The sequence below is a fragment of the Streptomyces bohaiensis genome, from assembly GCF_012033785.1.
In the GTDB taxonomy this organism is placed as follows: domain Bacteria; phylum Actinomycetota; class Actinomycetes; order Streptomycetales; family Streptomycetaceae; genus Streptomyces; species Streptomyces bohaiensis.
Map to the genome: position 1 here is coordinate 12032 of NZ_JAAVJC010000017.1, position 18015 is coordinate 30046.

The 18015-nt window shown below is 71.0% G+C and carries 14 protein-coding genes; 1 reads left to right on the plus strand and 13 read right to left on the minus strand.

The window, feature by feature from the left end; translation table 11 throughout:
* Nucleotides 1-103: 103 nt before the first annotated feature.
* The 9 genes from rodA to HCN52_RS04245 form a co-directional block, all read right to left on the minus strand.
* Entirely contained in the window at nucleotides 104-1246 is a 1143-nt protein-coding gene (rodA, locus tag HCN52_RS04205) for a rod shape-determining protein RodA (protein WP_168087015.1), read from the minus strand.
* A 58-nt stretch (nucleotides 1247-1304) separates the two neighbouring features.
* On the minus strand, nucleotides 1305-3401 hold the full coding sequence (mrdA, locus tag HCN52_RS04210; protein WP_168086992.1) for a penicillin-binding protein 2: 2097 nt from the start codon (nucleotides 3399-3401) through the stop codon (nucleotides 1305-1307).
* Entirely contained in the window at nucleotides 3398-4111 is a 714-nt protein-coding gene (mreD, locus tag HCN52_RS04215) for a rod shape-determining protein MreD (RefSeq protein ID WP_168086993.1), read from the minus strand. Before mreD ends, mrdA begins: the two co-directional genes overlap by 4 nt.
* 2 nt (nucleotides 4112-4113) lie before the next feature.
* The gene (gene mreC, locus HCN52_RS04220) at nucleotides 4114-5211 is read right to left on the minus strand and encodes a rod shape-determining protein MreC (RefSeq protein ID WP_168086994.1); all 1098 of its coding nucleotides are present in this window, start codon (nucleotides 5209-5211) and stop codon (nucleotides 4114-4116) included.
* A 121-nt stretch (nucleotides 5212-5332) separates the two neighbouring features.
* Complete coding sequence (locus HCN52_RS04225) at nucleotides 5333-6352, minus strand: rod shape-determining protein (protein WP_167932897.1); 1020 nt, start codon at nucleotides 6350-6352, stop codon at nucleotides 5333-5335.
* Nucleotides 6353-6846: 494 nt separating this feature from the next.
* Complete coding sequence (gene ndk, locus HCN52_RS04230) at nucleotides 6847-7260, minus strand: nucleoside-diphosphate kinase (protein ID WP_168086995.1); 414 nt, start codon at nucleotides 7258-7260, stop codon at nucleotides 6847-6849.
* Nucleotides 7261-7509: 249 nt separating this feature from the next.
* Nucleotides 7510-7842, minus strand: coding sequence for a DUF4233 domain-containing protein (locus HCN52_RS04235; protein ID WP_168086996.1), 333 nt, complete (start codon nucleotides 7840-7842; stop codon nucleotides 7510-7512).
* Complete coding sequence (gene folC / locus HCN52_RS04240) at nucleotides 7842-9392, minus strand: bifunctional tetrahydrofolate synthase/dihydrofolate synthase (RefSeq protein WP_168086997.1); 1551 nt, start codon at nucleotides 9390-9392, stop codon at nucleotides 7842-7844. Before folC ends, HCN52_RS04235 begins: the two co-directional genes overlap by 1 nt.
* A 137-nt stretch (nucleotides 9393-9529) precedes the next feature.
* Nucleotides 9530-12163 carry a valine--tRNA ligase gene (locus HCN52_RS04245; protein ID WP_168086998.1) on the minus strand — a complete coding sequence of 878 codons (2634 nt, stop codon included), beginning with the start codon at nucleotides 12161-12163 and terminating at the stop codon, nucleotides 9530-9532.
* 126 nt (nucleotides 12164-12289) lie between these two features.
* Between HCN52_RS04245 and HCN52_RS04250 the strand changes: the two genes are divergently transcribed.
* Nucleotides 12290-13375: a hypothetical protein gene (locus HCN52_RS04250; protein ID WP_168086982.1), complete on the plus strand. Its 1086-nt coding sequence runs from the start codon at nucleotides 12290-12292 to the stop codon at nucleotides 13373-13375.
* 36 nt (nucleotides 13376-13411) lie between these two features.
* On the opposite strand, the gene clpX is transcribed toward HCN52_RS04250, so the two are convergent.
* From clpX to tig, 4 genes are all read right to left on the minus strand, one after another.
* A complete protein-coding gene (gene clpX, locus HCN52_RS04255) occupies nucleotides 13412-14713 on the minus strand; it encodes an ATP-dependent Clp protease ATP-binding subunit ClpX (protein ID WP_168086999.1) in 1302 nt (433 codons plus the stop codon).
* 178 nt (nucleotides 14714-14891) lie between these two features.
* Nucleotides 14892-15548, minus strand: a complete 657-nt coding sequence (locus tag HCN52_RS04260) for an ATP-dependent Clp protease proteolytic subunit (RefSeq protein ID WP_168087000.1) — start codon at nucleotides 15546-15548, stop codon at nucleotides 14892-14894.
* An 85-nt stretch (nucleotides 15549-15633) separates the two neighbouring features.
* Entirely contained in the window at nucleotides 15634-16248 is a 615-nt protein-coding gene (locus HCN52_RS04265; RefSeq protein ID WP_168087001.1) for an ATP-dependent Clp protease proteolytic subunit, read from the minus strand.
* 256 nt (nucleotides 16249-16504) lie between these two features.
* Complete coding sequence (gene tig, locus HCN52_RS04270) at nucleotides 16505-17923, minus strand: trigger factor (RefSeq protein ID WP_168087002.1); 1419 nt, start codon at nucleotides 17921-17923, stop codon at nucleotides 16505-16507.
* Between the last annotated feature and the right edge of the window lie 92 nt (nucleotides 17924-18015).

An 18015-nucleotide genomic window follows, 5' to 3' on the forward strand; every position in this document is an offset into this window, starting at 1 on the left:
GGCGGCGGCGTGGGCCGCGGACAAGGGGATCGGCCGTTCAGCGTACTGCGTCGCGCCGGTGCCCCGCACCGCGCGGCGGTACGGGGCACCGGGACGGGCCGGGTCAGGCGGAGGCGGACAGTGCCCGTTTCATGCGGATCGACTGGAGCAGGCCGATGGCGATCCAGGTCGCGAACATCGACGTGCCGCCGTACGAGAGGAACGGCAGCGGGATGCCGGCGACCGGCATGATGCCCATCGCCATGCCGATGTTCTCGAACGACTGGAAGGCGAACCAGGCGACGATGCCGGTGGCGATGACCGTGCCGTACAGCTCCGTCGCACCGCGCGCGATGCGCAGCGCCCGCCAGAGGACGACCCCCAGCAGCACGATGATCGCCCCCGCGCCGAGGAAGCCCAGCTCCTCACCGGCGACGGTGAAGATGAAGTCGGTGTGCTGCTCGGGGACGAACTGTCCGGTGGTCTGGGTGCCCTGGAAGAGCCCCTTGCCGTCGAGCCCGCCGGAGCCGATCGCGATCCGCGCCTGGTTGGTGTTGTAGCCGACCCCCGAGGGGTCCCGGCTGGGGTCGGCGAAGGCGGCGAACCGGTCGATCTGGTACTGGTCGAGGAGACCGAGGAACCAGACCGCCAGCGCCGCGGCCACCCCGGCGGCGACCAGGCCCAGCGTCCAGCCGATGCGGGCGCCGGAGCCGAAGAGGATGCCGAGGATGATCGCCGCGATCACCATGGCCATGCCGGTGTCGTCCACCAGCACGATGCACAGCGGCACCGCCGCGATGGCGAGCGCCTGGAGCATGGTCTTGCCGCCGGGGTACGGGTTGTCCCCGGCGTCGACCCGGGCGGCCAGTATGACCGCCATGCCCATGATGACGGCGACCTTGGCGAACTCGCCGGGCTGGATCGTGTAGTCACCGATCGCGAGCCAGGCCCGCTGTCCGTTGATCTCGGTGCCCAGCGGAGTGAACACCAGCAGCATCAGGACGAGGGTGAGCACGTAGAACACCGGGACGAAGCCGCGCAGCCGGTGGTGGCCGAGCCACATGACGCCCACCGCGAGCGCGACACCGATGGCGAGGTTGACGACCTGCCGCAGGAGGAAGTACTGCGGATCCCCTCCTGTTATGCCGGTGCGCGTCCGGGTGGCGGACCACACCAGCAGGCAGCCCAGCACGGAGAGGGCGCCGGCGGCGCCCATCAGGACCCAGTCGACCCGCCGCAGCAGCGAGTCCCGGGCGGTCAGCCGCATCCAGGCCGGCTGCTGGCCGGTGCGCCGGGCGCCCACGTAGGTGTGGATGCTCACCGCCTCACCCCTCGTCCGCGATGATGGTGCCGTTCTCGTCGATCTCCGGGAGGCTGCGCATCGGCTCGGGCAGCAGCGCCTTGCCGCGGTCGACGGAGCCGTCCTCCGCGACACCGTAGATCGCCTCGTAGATGCGGCGGACCGCCACGCCGGAGGCGCCGGAGCCGGTACCGGCCTGGTCGATGGTCATGACGACGGTGTAGTCCTCGGAGAACGTCGTCAGCCACGACCGGGACTGCTTGTTGTCGGTGGTCGCGGTACCGGTCTTGGCGTACAGCGGGATCTCGTCCAGCGGCCAGCCGCCGAACCGCCAGGAGGCGGTACCGGTGGAGACGACGTCGGCGGTCGCGGCCTTCAGCTGCCGTATGGTCTGCTCGCTGGCCGGCAGCTTCCCGGTCTCGACGGGCTCGATCTCCTCGACCAGGGAACCGTCGGCGCCGATGACGGCCTTGCCGACGGTCGGCTGGTACATGGTGCCGCCGTTGGCGATCGCGGCGTATATCACCGCCATCTGCAACGGGGTGACCAGGACGTCGCCCTGGCCGATGGAGAAGTTGACGGCGTCGCCGGCGCGGAGCTTCCAGCCCTCCTCGCAGTTCTCCCGGGCGAGGCGGTGCGCGAAGTCCTGCTTGTCGGACTTGGCCATCTCGCACCAGGAGTCCTTGTTGGCCTCCCAGTACGACCGCTTCCACTCGCGGTCCGGGACGCGGCCGGGGACCTCGGAGGGGAGGTCGATGCCGGTGGTGGCGCCGAGACCGAAGCCGAGCGCCGTGTCGTACAGGTAGTCGTTGGCGTCCTCCTTCGGGTTCGGCCCGCCGTCCTTCTGCCACTCCTGGTGGGCCAGGCGGTAGAAGACGGTGTTGCAGGAGACCTCCAGGGCACGGCCGAGGGTGATGGGCCCGTAGCCGGTGGACTCGAAGTTCCGGAAGGTCTGGCTGCCGATGCTGTAGGAGGACGAGCAGTCGTACCGGCCGTCGAAGGGGTAGCCGGCGTTGACGGCGCCCGCCGAGGTGACGACCTTGAAGGTCGAGCCGGCCGGGGACTGCCCCTGGATGGCGCGGTTGAGCAGCGGGAAGTTGGAGTCCTCGCCGGTCAGTTCCTGGTAGTCGCCGCCGGAGATGCCGCCGACCCAGACGTTGGGGTCGTAGTCGGGGGCGGAGGCCATGGCGACGATACGGCCGGTGTCGTTCTCCATGACGATGGCGGCGCCCGAGTCCGCCTCGTAGGTGCGGCCGGTGATCTCGTCGGTCTGGGTGCGGGCGTCCTTCATGGCCTGGGCGAGTTCCTTCTCGACCACGGCCTGGACGCGGGCGTCGATGCTGGTGACGACGTTGGCGCCGGCGACGGCCTCGTCGTTGTCGGCCTCGCCGATGACGCGGCCGAACTTGTCGACCTCGTAGCGGGTGATGCCGGCGCTGCCGCGCAGGAAGGAGTCGTAGGTGCGCTCCAGCCCGGAGCGGCCGATCTGGTCCGACCGCAGCAGCGGGGAGGCGGTGTCATTGGCCTCCTGCACCTCGTCGTCGGTGACGGGCGAGAGGTAGCCGAGGACCTGCGAGGTGGCTGCGCCGTCGGGCGCGGTGTAGCGCCGCACGGCGGTCGGTTCCGCGCTGATGCCGGGGAACGCCTCGGCCCGCTCGCGGATCTGGAGCGCCTGCTCGGTGGTGGCCTCGTCGGTCACGGGGATCGGCTGGTAGGGGGAGCCGTTCCAGCAGGGCTGCGGGGTCTGCGCGTCGCAGAGGCGGACCTTGTTGGCGACCTCCTCCTCCGACATGCCGAGCAGTTCGGCGAGGTCGGCGAGGACCTCCTTGCCGCCGTCCCGCTGCCGCATCAGCTCGGTGCGGTCCGCGGAGACGACGAGGCGGGTCTCGTTGTCGGCCAGCGGGACGCCGCGCGCGTCGAGGATGGAGCCGCGGACCGCGGGCTGCACGACCTGCTGGACGTGGTTGCCGGCGGCTGCTTCCTGGTACTCGTGGCCGTTGCGGATCTGGAGGTACCAGAGCCGGCCGCCGAGGGTGAGGAGCAGCGAGAGGACCAGTATCTGGATGACGACGAGCCGGATGGTGATGCGGGAGGTGCGGCCCGTCTCCGGGATGTTGCTCACAGCCGCTTGACCCCCTTGATCCGTCCGGCCTTCGGGCGGCCGCCCATGGTGACGCGGGAGGCTCGGCCCTTGCGCCCCAGCAGCGGGGACCACGGCTTGGTGCTGCCGCCGGGGCGTTTGAAGAGCGACGCGCGGGAGGGCTGGGCCCAGCTGTTGATCGTGTCGTTGCCGCCGGCGGAGCCGGAGACGGACTCGGCGGCGAGCGGGTCGTCCTCCAGCTTGCGCGCCAGCGCCATGACCAGCGGCACGGCGAACGGTGCCAGCAGCAGGTCGTAGAGGGTGGCGGTGACGACAAGGGTGATCAGGCCGCCGAGGGCGACGGCGGTGTCGCCGACGAGGGTGCCGACCCCCGCGTAGAGCAGGGTGGAGGCGACGGCGCCCGCTCCGACGACGATCATCGGGACGGTCGCGGAGCGGTGGGGGCCGGTCTCGGGGCGGGTCAGTCCCGCCGCGTAACCGATGACGCAGAGGACGAGGGCGTAGCGGCCCACCGCGTGGTCGGCCGGGGGCGCGATGTCCGCGAGCAGGCCGGCGCCGAACCCGGCGAGGGCCCCGCCGACGTGGCCGTAGACCAGGGCGAGGCCGAGGACGGTGAGCAGCAGCAGGTCGGGGACGGCGCCGGGGAGCTGGAGGCGCGCCAGGACGGTGACCTGGAGCACGAGCGCCACGATCACCAGCACGGTGGTGAGGAGGGTGCGGGTCAGGCGCATGGTCAGTCAGCTCCCACGATGGCGTCGGGGTCGGTGCCCGTGCCGGGGCCGGTGCCCTGGCCGGTGTCGTTCCCGCCGGACTCCGTGCCGGTGCCGGGGTCGCCGTCGGCCGTACCGCCGTCGGTCCCCTCGGTGCCGTCGGTGCCGTCGGTGCCGGTCCCGTCCTCGCCCTCGTCGTTGTCGTCGGCCTCGTCGTTGTCGTCGGCGCCCTCGGCGGGCTTCTCCTCGCGGGCGTCCTCGGGGCGCTCGGGGAGCACGGAGTCGCGGGGGTTGTCGCGCGGGGGTTCGACGACGACGCCGACCAGGTCGAGCTGGGTGAAGGCGACGTAGGGGCGGATGCGGACGGTGCGGGTGAGGTCGCCGGAGGCGGCCTCGACGCTGGTGACCTCGCCGACCGGGACGCCGGGGACGAAGGGCTTGCCGTCGGCGGAGCCGAAGGTGACGAGCCGGTCGCCCGCCTTCACCTTGGCGCGGTGGTTGAGGAGCTGGACGTCGATGCTGTCGTCGCCGCGGCCGTTGGCGAACCCGAGTTCGTCGCTGCCCTCCATGCGGGTGCCGACGGTGAAGTTGGGGTCGCTGGCCAGCAGGACGGTCGCGGTGCCGGGACCGACCGTGGTGACGCGCCCGACGAGGCCGTCGCCGTTGAGGACGGTCATGTCGCGGCGGATGCCGTCGTCACGGCCGGCGTCGATGGTGATCGTCCAGGAGAAACCCTGGGCGGGGCCCATGGCGATGACCTGGGCGCCGACGATGCGGTACTGGCCCGCGCCGGCGGTGCCGAGCATCTCGTCGAGCTGCCTTATGCGGGAGTCCCGGTGCTCGGAGCTGCCGAGCTCCTGGCGGAGTTCGGCGTTCTCCCTCTCCAGCTCGCTGATGCGGTCGTGACGACGTCCGGAGTCGCGGACGGCGCCGATGGCGTTCCCGACCGGGTCGACGGCCCGGGCGAGCCCGGTCTCGACCGGCCCGAACACCGTGGCGGCGACCTCGCGCGGCCCGTCCAGCGGCGATTCCTCCCCGCTGCGGAGGTCCATCGTGATCAGTGCGAAGGCGATGGCGACCAGAAGCAGGAGCAGGAGCCTGCTCTCCTTGGTGTCCCTCACGTGCGGAGGCCGTGCCTTTCTGCGTCGTGCGGTGGTCCACCCGCCGGTGGGCCCGCCGGGCGGCGTGCGCTGCCCGGCCGCAGCCGGCGGGGCGGTGCCGCGCGGTGGGGCCCGGGGGGCGTCACCGTCGGGGCTGGGCGTCCAGTACCTGCTGCAGCGCCTCGAACTCCTCGACGCACTTGCCGGAACCGAGGGCGACGGAGTCGAGCGGGTCCTCGGCGATGTGGATGGGCATGCCGGTCTCCTGGCGGAGGCGTTCGTCGAGGCCGCGGAGCATGGCGCCGCCGCCGGTGAGGACGATGCCGCGGTCCATGATGTCGCCGGAGAGCTCGGGCGGGCACTTGTCGAGGGTGGTCTTGACGGCGTCCACGATGGAGTTGACGGGCTCCTCCATCGCCTTGCGGACCTCGCCGGAGGAGATCACGACGGTCTTCGGCAGCCCGCTGACGAGGTCGCGGCCGCGGATCTCGGTGTGCTCGTCCTGCTCGGTGTCGTAGGCGGAGCCGATGGTGATCTTGATGTTCTCGGCGGAGCGCTCGCCCAGCAGGAGGCTGTACTCCTTCTTGATGTGCTGGATGATCGCGTTGTCCAGCTCGTCGCCGGCGACGCGGATGGACTGGGCCGTGACGATGCCGCCGAGCGAGATCACCGCGACCTCGGTGGTGCCGCCGCCGATGTCGACGACCATGTTGCCGGTCGCCTCGTGCACCGGGAGGCCGGAGCCGATGGCGGCGGCCATGGGCTCCTCGATGATGTGGACCTGGCGCGCGCCCGCCTGCGTCGACGCCTCGATGACGGCGCGTCGTTCGACCCCGGTGATGCCCGAGGGAACGCAGACCACGACGCGGGGGCGGGCGAGGTAGCGGCGCTTGTGGATTTTCAGGATGAAGTAGCGGAGCATCCGCTCGGTGATCTCGAAATCGGCGATCACCCCGTCCTTGAGGGGACGCACGGCGACGATGTTGCCGGGGGTCCGGCCGATCATCTTCTTCGCCTCGGATCCGACGGCGAGAATGCCACCGGTGTTGGTGTTGATGGCGACGACGGAAGGCTCGTTCAGCACGATGCCACGGCCTCTGACGTACACCAGCGTATTGGCCGTTCCGAGATCGACTGCCATGTCTCGACCCATGAAAGACATATTGCTCATGAGGATACGTCTGGCCTTCCAGCTGGAGCGTTGGGTGCGTGGAGGTCGGCAGGATGCGATGTCGCCGCCGCCCGCGAACTACGCGGTGGGCACGCGTCACATCGTATCCCCGGCCGGTCGGGCACAGGGCGCCGGTGCGCCTTGAGTCGCCATTGTCAACGGAACCCGGCCCGTCCACCGTCATGGTGACGTCGTGTTCGGGTGAAGACTTGCCCGTTCGACTCTACATACCCCGATGGCGGAGCGCATTGGAGCGACAAGCGCGGTGCGGGTAATTCTCGCCGGGTGCGACGGGGCCCGCGGACCACCGGTCCGGCCGGGCGTGTCGCGCGGCGGCGGGTGGCCGGATGCCGCGGGCCGGGTGGGGCCCGCGGCTATCCGTGATTCGGTTCGCCGGTTCGCCGGTGCCACGCGGAATGCACCGTGACGGCGGCGCCGGTCGGGATGTCCGGTCCTGACACGCGGTCGGACGGAACAGTCCGGAATTAGCTCAGACCGGGGAAGAAAATCTTCATCTCGCGTTCGGCGGACGCCTCGGAGTCCGACGCGTGGATGAGGTTCTCGCGGACGATGGTGCCGAAGTCGCCGCGGATCGAGCCGGGGGTCGCGGCGATCGGGTCGGTCGGGCCGGAGAGCGTCCGCACGCCCTCGATGACGCGCTCGCCCTCGACGATCATCGCGATCGACGGGCCGGAGACCATGAACTCCATCAGCGGCTCGTAGAACGGCCGGCCCTCGTGCTCGGCGTAGTGGCGCGCCAGCGTCTCGCGGTCCAGCGTCCGCATCTCCAGCGCGGTGATGCTCCAACCCGCCTTCGCCTCGATCCGGCCGATGATCTCGCCGACCAGCCCGCGGCGGACGGCGTCCGGCTTGAGGAGAACGAGGGTGCGCTGGGTCATGGATGGGCTCCAACCGGGGTGCGGTGCGGGACAGGTGAAGGCCCGGGATGCCCGGCGCGGGCGGCCGCGCGGCATCGACCGGTGAGCCCGCACGATACCCGCACCGCGGCCCGCGCCCCCAGTCGGCCCCGGGTAGGGCCGCCACCCGGACCGGCGCCCGGATCGTCGCCGCGCGCCCCGGGGGCGCCTCGGACCGGTCGGCGACCGCCGTCCCGCCGGCCCGGTGCGGCGCCCCGCGGCGCGCCGCCGTCAGGCCTGCGCGGCGTGCGCCGCCTTCAGCTCGTCGACCCGCCGCCCGAAGTGGACCGAGGCCCACCACAGGCCGGCGAAGCACGCGCCGAGGAAGAACATCATGGGGACGAGGAAACCGCTGAGCACCAGGCCGACCTGGAGCGCCCAGCCCATCGCCACTCCCCCGGGGCGCGTCACGAAGCCGCAGAGCAGCACGCACAGCGCCATGACGACGCCGCACACCGCCCACAGCGTCCCGGCCGGGACGTCCGTCATCCGGTAGGCGACCAGTCCGACGAGGCCGACGAGCAGGGTCTCGGAGATGAGCGTCGCGGAACACAGGGTGCGCATCAGCGGTCCCTTCGCAGCAGCACGCGGGCCTCGCCCACGGTGATCACGGAGCCGGTCACCAGCACACCCGCTCCGCCGTACTCGGCGGACTCCTCGGCGAGGGTGATCGCGGCCTCGATGGCGTCGTCGAGCCGGGGCTCCACCTGGACGCGGTCCTCACCGAAGACCTCGACCGCGACGGCCGCCAGTTCGTCGGGGTCCATGGCGCGGTGCGTCGAGTTGCCGGTGACCACGACCTCGGCCAGCACCGGCTCCAGGGCTTCCAGCACTCCGCGCACGTCCTTGCCGGCGCTGGTGGAGACCACCCCGATGAGGCGGCTGAAGTCGAATGCCTCACCGATGGCGGCGGCCGTGACGGCGGCGCCCGCCGGGTTGTGCGCCGCGTCCAGGATGACGCTGGGGCTGGTGCGGACCAGCTCCAACCGTCCGGGCGAGGTGACCTGCGCGAACGCCTCGCGCACCAGGTCCTGGTCGAGCGTCCGGTGGTGGGTGGCGCCGATGCCGAAGAACGCCTCCACCGCCGCCAGCGCCACCACGGCGTTGTGCGCCATGTGCTCGCCATGCAGCGGCAGGAAGACGTTGGGGTACTCGCCGCCGAGGCCGCGCAGCGTCAGCAGCTGGCCGCCGACCGCGACCTCCCGGGAGACGACGCCGAACTCCAGCCCCTCGCGGGCCACGGTGGCGTCCCGCTCCCCGGCGCGACGCAGCATGACCGCTGCGGCGTCGAGCGGCTGCTGCGCGAGGACGACGGTGGCGTCCTGCTTGATGATCCCGGACTTCTCGCCGGCGATGGCCTCCTCGGTGGTGCCGAGGCGGTCGGTGTGGTCCAGCGAGATGGGGGTGACCACGGCCACCTGGCCGTCGACGACGTTGGTGCAGTCCCACTCGCCGCCCATGCCGACCTCGACGACGGCGACGTCGACCGGGGCGTCGGCGAACGCGGCGAACGCCATCGCGGTGAGCACCTCGAAGAAGGAGAGGCGGTGTTCCTGCCGGGCGTCGACCAGCTCGACGAAGGGCAGCAGGTCGCGGTAGGTCTCGATGAACCGCTCGGGGTCGATCGGGCGCCGGTCCAGGCTGATCCGCTCGGTGATCGACTGCACGTGCGGGCTGCTGAACCGGCCGGTCCGCAGTTCGAAGGCGCCGAGCAGCGTCTCGATCATGCGAGCGGTGGTGGTCTTGCCGTTGGTGCCGGTGATGTGGATCGCCGGGTAGGAGCGCTGCGGATCACCGAGGACGTCCATCAGCTCCCGGATGCGGACCAGGGACGGGTCCAGCTTGGTCTCGGGCCACCGCCCCGCCAGCTCCGCCTCGACCTCGGCCAGCGCGCGGTCGGTCTCCGGGTCCTCGGGACGTCCGGGGACGTCGTCCTCGGCGGAGGGCGGGCCGGACAGGGCACGCAGCGTCCGGCTCCCGGCCTCGATGACGGCCAGGTCGGGATCTCGGACGGTCTCCTCCTCGACGATCTCCGCGAACGGGTCGCCGCCCGGGGTGTCGGGGGCGTGGTCGTCGGGGCTGTCGGGGCCGAAGTCGTCGGGGGTGTCGCTCACGGGGCTCAAGTCTACGGAAGGGCGGCGGCCCGCGGTGCGCCACCCGCACGTGCCGGGCCGGCGGGGTGGACGCGGAACGCCCGGTCCCGCTCCCCGAGGGGAGCCGAACCGGGCGTCGCGGGCGCGCCTGCGGCCGGTCAGCCGCGGGGCAGCCGCTCCAGCTGGCCGGTCAGCCGGGTGATGTCCGCCTCGGCGGTGGCCTGGCGGGCGCGGATCTTCTCCACGACCGGGGCCGGTGCCTTGGCGAGGAACCCCTCGTTGCCGAGCTTCGCGGTGGTCTGCTTCAGCTCCTTCTCGGCAGCGGCGAGGTCCTTCTGGAGCCGCTTGCGCTCGGCCTCGACGTCGATGACGCCGGACAGGTCGAGCGCGACCGTGGCACCGGCGACCGGCAGCGTGGCGGTCGCCTCGAAGGCGTCACCGGCGGGCTGGAGCCGCAGCAGGGCGCGCATGGCCTCCTCGTGGCCGGCGAGGCCGGTCCCGTCCAGCTCCAGCCGGGCCGGGACCCGCTGCCCGGGCTGGAGGCCCTGGTCGGCGCGGAACCGGCGGATCTCGGTGACCACCCGGCGGACGGTGGCGAGCTCCGCCTCGGCCGCCGCGTCGCGGAAGCCGGTGTCCTCGGGCCAGGCCGCGACCACGACCGACTCCCGGCCGGTGAGGGTGGTCCACAGCTCCTCGGTGACGAACGGCACGATCGGGTGCAGCAGCCGCAGCGTGCGGTCCAGCACCTCGCCCAGGACGCGGCGGGAGACGTCGGCGGGCTCGCCGCCGGCGGCGAAGACCGTCTTGCTCAGCTCCACGTACCAGTCGAAGACCTCGTCCCACGCGAAGTGGAAGAGGAGGTCGCTGACCTTGGCGAACTGGTAGTCCTCGTAGCCGGCGTCGGCCTCGGCGACCACCGCGTCGAGTCGGGAGAGGATCCACCGGTCGGTGGCCGACATCCGCTCGGCCGCGGGCAGCGGGCCGTCGACGGTGGCGCCGTTGATCAGCGCGAACCGGGTGGCGTTCCACAGCTTGTTGGCGAAGTTCCGCGAGGCCTGGACCCAGTCCTCGCCGATCGGCACATCCGCGCCGGGGTTGGCGCCGCGGGCGAGGGTGAAACGGACGGCGTCCGCGCCGTAGCGGTCCATCCAGTCCAGCGGGTCGACGACGTTCCCGAACGACTTCGACATCTTCTTGCCGTGCTCGTCGCGGACGAGACCGGTGAGGGCGATCGTCCGGAACGGCGGGGTGCCGTCGAGGGCGTAGAGGCCGAACATCATCATCCGGGCGACCCAGAAGAAGATGATGTCGTGGCCGGTCAGCAGGGTGTCGGTCGGGTAGAACTTCTTGAGGTCCGAGGTCTGCTCGGGCCAACCGAGAGTGGAGAACGGCCACAGGCCGGAGGAGAACCAGGTGTCCAGGACGTCGCTGTCCTGGGTCCAGCCCTCGCCGGTCGGCGGCTCCTCGTCGGGGCCGACGCAGACCGTCTCGCCGTTCGGGCCGTACCAGACGGGGATGCGGTGGCCCCACCACAACTGCCGCGAGATGCACCAGTCGTGCATGTTGTCGACCCAGTCGAAGTAGCGCTTGGCCATCTCCGGCGGGTGGATCGCGACGCGGCCGTCGCGGACGGCGTCGCCGGCCTCCTGCGCCAGCGGGCCGACCTTGACCCACCACTGCATGGACAGCCGCGGCTCGACGGTGGTCTGGCAGCGGGAGCAGTGGCCGACCGCGTGCAGGTAGGGCCGCTTCTCGGCGACGATCCGCCCCTGCTCGCGCAGCGCGCTGACGATGGTCGAGCGGGCCTCGAACCGGTCCAACCCCTCGAACGGGCCGGGCACGGTGATGACGCCGCGCTCGTCCATGACCGTCAGGGACGGCAGGTCGTGGCGCCGGCCGATGGCGAAGTCGTTCGGGTCGTGCGCCGGGGTCACCTTGACGGCGCCGGTGCCGAACTCGGGGTCGACGTGCTCGTCGGCGACGACGGGGATGGTCCGGTCCGTCAGCGGGAGCTTGATCTGCCGTCCGATGAGGTGCCGGTAGCGCTCGTCCTCGGGGTGGACCGCGACCGCCGTGTCGCCGAGCATCGTCTCGGCGCGGGTGGTCGCGACGACCAGCCGGTCCTCGCCCTCGCCGTAGGCGATGGAGACCAGTTCACCCGCGTCCTCCTGGTAGTCCACCTCGATGTCCGAGATGGCCGTCAGGCAGCGCGGGCACCAGTTGATGATCCGCTCGGCGCGGTAGATCAGCCCGTCGTCGTGGAGGCGCTTGAAGATGGTGCCGACGGCACGCGAGAGGCCCTCGTCCATGGTGAACCGCTCGCGCGACCAGTCGACGCCGTCGCCGAGCCGCCGCATCTGGCCGAGGATGCGGCCGCCGTACTCCTCCTTCCACTGCCAGACGCGGTCCGTGAACTCCTCACGGCCGAGGTCCTGCCGGGAGCGGCCCTCCTCGGCGAGCTGCTGCTCGACCTTGTTCTGGGTGGCGATGCCGGCGTGGTCCATGCCGGGCAGCCACAGCGCCTCGAACCCCTGCATCCGCTTGCGGCGGGTCAGGGCGTCCATGAGGGTGTGCTGGAAGGCGTGGCCCAGGTGGAGGCTACCGGTGACGTTGGGCGGCGGGATGACGATCGTGTAGGGCGGCTTGTCGCTGGTGGCGTCCGCCTCGAAGTAACCGCGCTCTACCCAGCGGTCGTACAGCTTCCCCTCTACCTCGGCCGGCGCGTACTGCGTCGGGAGATCGGCGGGGGCGCGCTGGGGCCCGGGTCCGGGCTGCTGAGTGTTGTCGGTCACGGGCGTCAGTGTATCGGCGGCAATGTCCCGGGTTCGAATCGGTTTCGGGCCCGGATGTACAGGGCAGCGCCGGGTCCGCCAGGATGGGCGGAGCTATCGACGCACACGCTCTTCGAGGGGAAGAAGATGAGCCACAACCAGCCGGGGCCGTACGGGCAACCCCAGCAGCCCGGGCAGCCCGGCCCGTACGGCGCTCCGCCGCCGCAGGGCGGGGCGCCCGGCGGCCCAAACCCGTACGCGCAGCCCGGCGGCCAGGGCTACGGCTACCCCCAGCAGCCCCCGCAGCAGTCGGGCCCCTACGGCTACCCCCAGCAGCAGCCCCCGCAGCCGCCGCACGGCACCGGCGGCTACGCGCAGCCGCAGCCCCCGCAGCACGGCCAGTACCCCGGACAGCAGGTGCCGCAGCAGTACCCGCCGCAGCAGCAGCCCTACGGCGGGCAGCCCCCCTACGGCCAGCAGCCGCCGCAGCCGCCCCAGGGCGGGGGACGCAGCAAGCGGAAGGTGCTGTTCGCCGTCGGCGCGGGGATCGGCGCCGTGGTGATCGGCGGCGCGCTGTACACCGTTCTCAGCGGCGGTGACACCCCTCTCGCGGCCGACGACGGCACCCGGTACGAACTCGCGCTCCCCCAGACGAGCGGCAGCTTCCAGCTCATGGCCGAGGGCACCGACGAGGGTGTCGAGCCCGACGACGACGCACTCGCCGAGGCCGGCGTGGAGTTCAGCGGCTCCGTCAACGGCAGCTTCACCGACGCCGACATCGACGCCCCCGAGGAACTGCTGATGACCGGTGGGCGCGGTCTGCTGTTCGCCGGCATGTGGGGCGAGGTGCACCGGCCGCAGCAGACCGTCGACGGCCTCTTCCATGAGCTGACGGCGGGCCTGGCGGAGAGCAACAGCCCGGAGTCGACCATCGAGCTCATCGGGACGGCCGAGTCGTTCGGGGACGACGAGGTGGTGCTCAAGTGCCAGCAGGCCACCGAGACCAACAACGACGAGGAGCTCGGGACGCTGGAGTACACCACCACCGTCTGCGTGTGGGCCGACTACTCCACGGTGGGCGCCGCCTACCTGCTGAACAGCCCCACCTTCCCCACCGACGTCGACCCGGAGACCCTCACCCCGGACGACATCGACTACGCGGACGCGGTGCCGACGGCCGAGGCCGCCGAGATCACCCTCCAGCTCCGTGAGGACACCCGGGTCGAACGCTGACCGGGCGGTGCGCTCACCGACACGGCCGAGGGGCCGTCAGGCGGTGCGCTCGCGCGGGGTGCGGTCCTGGTTGCCGCGCTGCTTGGCGAGGCGGGAGCGGGGCACCAGCGTCGGGTTGACGTTGGAGCGCACGACCTCCTCGGTGATGACGACCTGGCCCACGTCCTCCCGGGACGGCACCTCGTACATCACCGACTGGAGGACTTCCTCCATGATCGCGCGCAGTCCGCGGGCGCCCGTGCCCCGCAGGATCGCCTGGTCGGCGATGGCCTCCAGCGCGAGCCGGTCGAACTCCAGCTCCACGCCGTCGATCTCGAAGAGCCGCTGGTACTGCTTGACGATCGCGTTGCGCGGCTCGGTGAGGATGCGGAGCAGTGCCTCGCGGTCCAGGTTGTGCACCGAGGTGATCACGGGGAGCCGGCCGATGAACTCCGGGATCATGCCGTACTTGACGAGGTCCTCGGGGAGCGCGTCGGAGAGCAGCTCCGAGGAGTCCGTGTCGCGCTTGGAGCGGATGTCCGCGCCGAAGCCGATGCCGCGCGAGCCGGAACGGGCCCGGATGATCTCGTCGAGCCCCGCGAAGGCGCCACCGACGATGAACAGCACGTTGGAGGTGTCGATCTGGAGGAACTCCTGGTGCGGGTGCTTCCGCCCGCCCTGCGGCGGCACCGCGGCGGTGGTGCCCTCCAGGATCTTCAGCAGCGCCTGCTGCACGCCCTCGCCGGAGACGTCACGCGTGATCGACGGGTTCTCGCTCTTGCGGGCGACCTTGTCGATCTCGTCGATGTAGATGATCCCCTGCTCGGCCTTCTTGATGTCGTAGTCGGCCGCCTGGATCAGCTTGAGCAGGATGTTCTCGACGTCCTCACCCACGTACCCGGCCTCGGTGAGGGCGGTGGCGTCGGTGATCGCGAACGGCACGTTCAGCATGCGGGCCAGGGTCTGCGCCAGCAGCGTCTTGCCGGAGCCGGTCGGGCCGAGCAGCAGGATGTTGGACTTCGCCAGCTCGATGTCCTCGTCCCGGGAGCCGGAGTCCTGCTCGCTGGCGCGGACCCGCTTGTAGTGGTTGTACACGGCCACGGACAGCGCCTTCTTGGCGTCGTCCTGGCCGACCACGTAGCTCTCGAGGAACTCGTAGATCTCCCGCGGCTTGGGGAGCTCGCTCAGTTCCGCGTCGGGCGACTCGGCGAGCTCCTCCTCGATGATCTCGTTGCAGAGATCGATGCACTCGTCGCAGATGTAGACCCCCGGGCCCGCGATGAGCTTCTTCACCTGCTTCTGACTCTTGCCGCAGAACGAGCACTTGAGCAGATCGCCGCCGTCACCGATGCGTGCCACGAGGTGCGTCCCCTTCGCCTGCGCAGCGCCCCGGGGGACGCTGCCTGGTGCTAGTTCGCCATGTCTTGCCCTGACGACGGTACCCCGTCGCCCTGCCGGTAGGCCCCCCTTGTCGGGAATCCTCCACCGAGGAACCCCTGTCCAAGGCGGGCCTACCGGGGAAATCCGCCGTGGTTCCTCAGTCGGTCGAGGAACGCGTGGTGACGATCTGGTCGATCAGACCGTAGTCCTTGGCGCCCTCGGCGGTCAGGATCTTGTCCCGCTCGATGTCGTCGCGGATCTGGTCGATCGGCTTGGTGGAGTGCGTGGAGAGCATCTCCTCCAGCTGGATCCGCATGCGCTGGATCTCGTTGGCGGCGATCTCCAGGTCGGAGACCTGACCGCGGCCGGTCTCGCTGTAGGGCTGGTGGATCATGATGCGCGCGTTCGGGAGCGCCATGCGCTTGCCGGCGGTGCCCGCCGCCAGCAGCACCGCGGCGGCCGAGGCGGCCTGGCCCATGCAGACGGTCTGGATGTCCGGCTTCACGAACTGCATGGTGTCGTAGATCGCGGTCAGCGCCGTGAACGACCCACCGGGGCTGTTGATGTAGATCTGGATGTCGCGGTCCGGGTCCATCGACTCCAGGCACAGCAGCTGCGCCATGACGTCGTTGGCCGAGGCGTCGTCGATCTGCACCCCGAGGAAGATCACCCGCTCCTCGAAGAGCTTGGCGTAGGGGTCGTACTCGCGGACACCCTGCGAGGTGCGCTCGACGAAGCGGGGCACGACGTAGCGTGCCTCGGCGGGGGTCCGGTCGTACAGGCCGGAGCCGGGGAAGGCGGGTGACTGTGCCATCGTCTGTGTCTCCAGGTGAGGTGCGGGCTGCGGGGGAAGCCGGGGGACGGCCCCGGCCGGTGCCGTGAAGGGGCGGGGTGCGCCGTCAGGCGCCGGTGCCACCGCTGCCGGGGATGTCCGCGGCGTCGGAGATCACCGCGTCCACCAGGCCGTACTCACGCGCCTCGTCGGCCGTGAACCAGCGGTCGCGGTCGGCGTCGCGCGTCCACTGCTCGACGCTCTGGCCGGTGTGGTGCGCGGAGAGCTCCGCCATCTTCTTCTTGGTACGCAGCAGCCACTCGGCGTGGATCTTGATGTCCGAGGCGGAGCCGGCGAGGCCGGCGGACGGCTGGTGGATCAGGATCTCGGCGTTCGGCAGCGCGAAGCGCTTGCCGGGGGTGCCGGCGCTCAGCAGGAACTGGCCCATGGAGGCGGCCATGCCCATGGCGATCGTCACCACGTCGTTCTTGATGAACTGCATCGTGTCGTAGATCGCCATCCCGGCGGTGATGGAACCGCCCGGGCTGTTGATGTACAGGTTGATGTCCTTCTCCGGGTCCGCGGCGAGAAGGAGCAGCTGCGCGGTGATCCGGTTGGCGATGTCGTCGTCCACGGGCTGGCCGAGGAAGATGATCCGCTCGTTGAGCAGCCGGTTGTAGACCTGGTCGCCGAGACCGCCGTTCATAGCGTCGGCGGCGGCGGAAGGCATCGGAAGCGTCACGTATTCCACCTGCTCATTCGTTGCACGGCCGCGTCGTCACTCGACCGTCATTCGGCATCTGCATTGTTCTTACGGACCTTAACGCGCTGCCCCCGCCGACCCGTCCCGGCCAGGTAACTGTTCGCTGTGAGCGCAGGGTGGCGGTGCGCGCAGGGCGGCCGCGCGGCCCGGGGACGGAACGGGGCCGGACGCTCGTAGCGTCCGGCCCCGTTCCGGCTGTCGCGGGGGCGCCGTGGCGGCGCCGGCCGCCGCGACGTCAGCTGGTGCTCTTGGCCTCGCCGGCCTCGTCCTTGTCGCCCTCGGCGGCGGGCGCCTCGGTGGACTCGGTCTCGGTGACGGCCTCGACGGTCTCGGCCGTCTCGTCCTCGTCGTCCAGCTCGACGGGCTCACCGTTGGTGTCGACGACCTTGACGGACTCGACCACGGTGGCCAGCGCCTTGCCGCGGCTGACCTCGCCGACCAGCATCGGCACCTGGCCGCCCTCGACGACCGCCTTGGCGAACTGGTCGGGGCTCATGCCGGAGGACTGCGCACGGCGCATGAGGTGCTCGGTGAGCTCCTCCTGGCTGACGCTGAGCTGCTCGCGCTTGGCGATCTCGTCCAGCACGAACTGGGTGCGGATGCCCTTCTCCGCCTGCTCCTTGAGCTCGGCGTCGAACTCCTCGGCCGTCTTCTCCTGCATCTTCAGGTAGGCGTCGAAGTCCATGCCGAGCTGGCCCAGCTGGTGGTTGACCAGGTTGTGGCGACGGGTCTCGACCTCGTCCTGGAGCAGCTTCTCGGGGATCGGCACCTCGACGAGCTCCAGGAGCTCCTCCAGCACCTTCTCCTGCGCGCTGGTGGCCTGCTCGTACTGCTTCTGGCGGCCGAGGCGCTCGCGGCTGTCCTCGCGCAGCTCGTCCAGGGTGTCGAACTGGCTGGCCAGCTGGGCGAACTCGTCGTCCAGCTCGGGCAGCTCGCGGGCGGAGACGGTCTCGACGCGGACGGTCACCTGGGCCTCGCGCCCGGCGGCGGAACCGCCCTTGAGCTCGCTGGCGAAGGTGGCCTCGGCGCCGGCCTCCAGGCCGGTGACGGCCTCGTCGATGCCGTCCAGCAGCCGACCGGAGCCGATGGTGTAGTCGACGCCCTTGGCGACGCCGTCGTCGAGCAGCTCGCCGTCGACGCGGGCCTCCAGGTCGAGCTTGACGACGTCGCCCTCGGCGGCGGCGCGCTCGACGACCGAGGTGGTGGCGAAGCGGTCGCGGAGCTGGTCGAGGGCCTCGGCGACGTCCTCGTCGCTGACCTCGACGGCGTCCACGGTGACCTCGATACCGGAGTAGTCCGGGATCTCCAGCTCGGGCCGGATGTCGACCTCGGCGGTGAAGGCCAGCAGCTCGCCGTCCTTCAGCTCGGTGATGTCGACCTCGGGCTGACCGAGCGGGCTCAGCTCACCCTCGTTGACGGCATCCTGGTAGATCTTCGGGAGGGCGTCGTTGACGGCCTCCTCCAGCACCGCACCGCGGCCGACCCGCTGGTCGATGACCCGCGCCGGGACCTTGCCCTTGCGGAAACCCGGAATGCTGAGCTGCTGGTTGATCTTCTTGTACGCCGCGTCGAGGCTGGGCTTGAGCTCCTCGAAGGGCACCTCGACAGTGAGCCGAACCCGGGTCGGGTTCAGGGTCTCCACGGCGCTCTTCACGGTCGGTCTCCTTGGGGCAGACAGCTATCGGAAAATCTTGGGGCGCCCCGTATACGGCATGGAATGCGGACACGACACAGGCACGCGCGAAC

Bases quoted from the DNA above. Each gene is read 5' to 3' on its own strand.
- HCN52_RS04235 (WP_168086996.1), bottom strand. From the start codon at position 7,842: ATGCGCACCCTGTGTTCCGCGACGCTCATCTCCGAGACCCTGCTCGTC.
- ndk (WP_168086995.1), bottom strand. From the start codon at position 7,260: ATGACCCAGCGCACCCTCGTTCTCCTCAAGCCGGACGCCGTCCGCCGC.
- rodA (WP_168087015.1), bottom strand. From the start codon at position 1,246: ATGCGGCTGACCGCCCGGGACTCGCTGCTGCGGCGGGTCGACTGGGTC.
- mreD (WP_168086993.1), bottom strand. From the start codon at position 4,111: ATGCGCCTGACCCGCACCCTCCTCACCACCGTGCTGGTGATCGTGGCG.
- HCN52_RS04250 (WP_168086982.1), top strand. From the start codon at position 12,290: ATGAGCCACAACCAGCCGGGGCCGTACGGGCAACCCCAGCAGCCCGGG.
- HCN52_RS04225 (WP_167932897.1), bottom strand. From the start codon at position 6,352: ATGTCTTTCATGGGTCGAGACATGGCAGTCGATCTCGGAACGGCCAAT.
- HCN52_RS04260 (WP_168087000.1), bottom strand. From the start codon at position 15,548: ATGGCACAGTCACCCGCCTTCCCCGGCTCCGGCCTGTACGACCGGACC.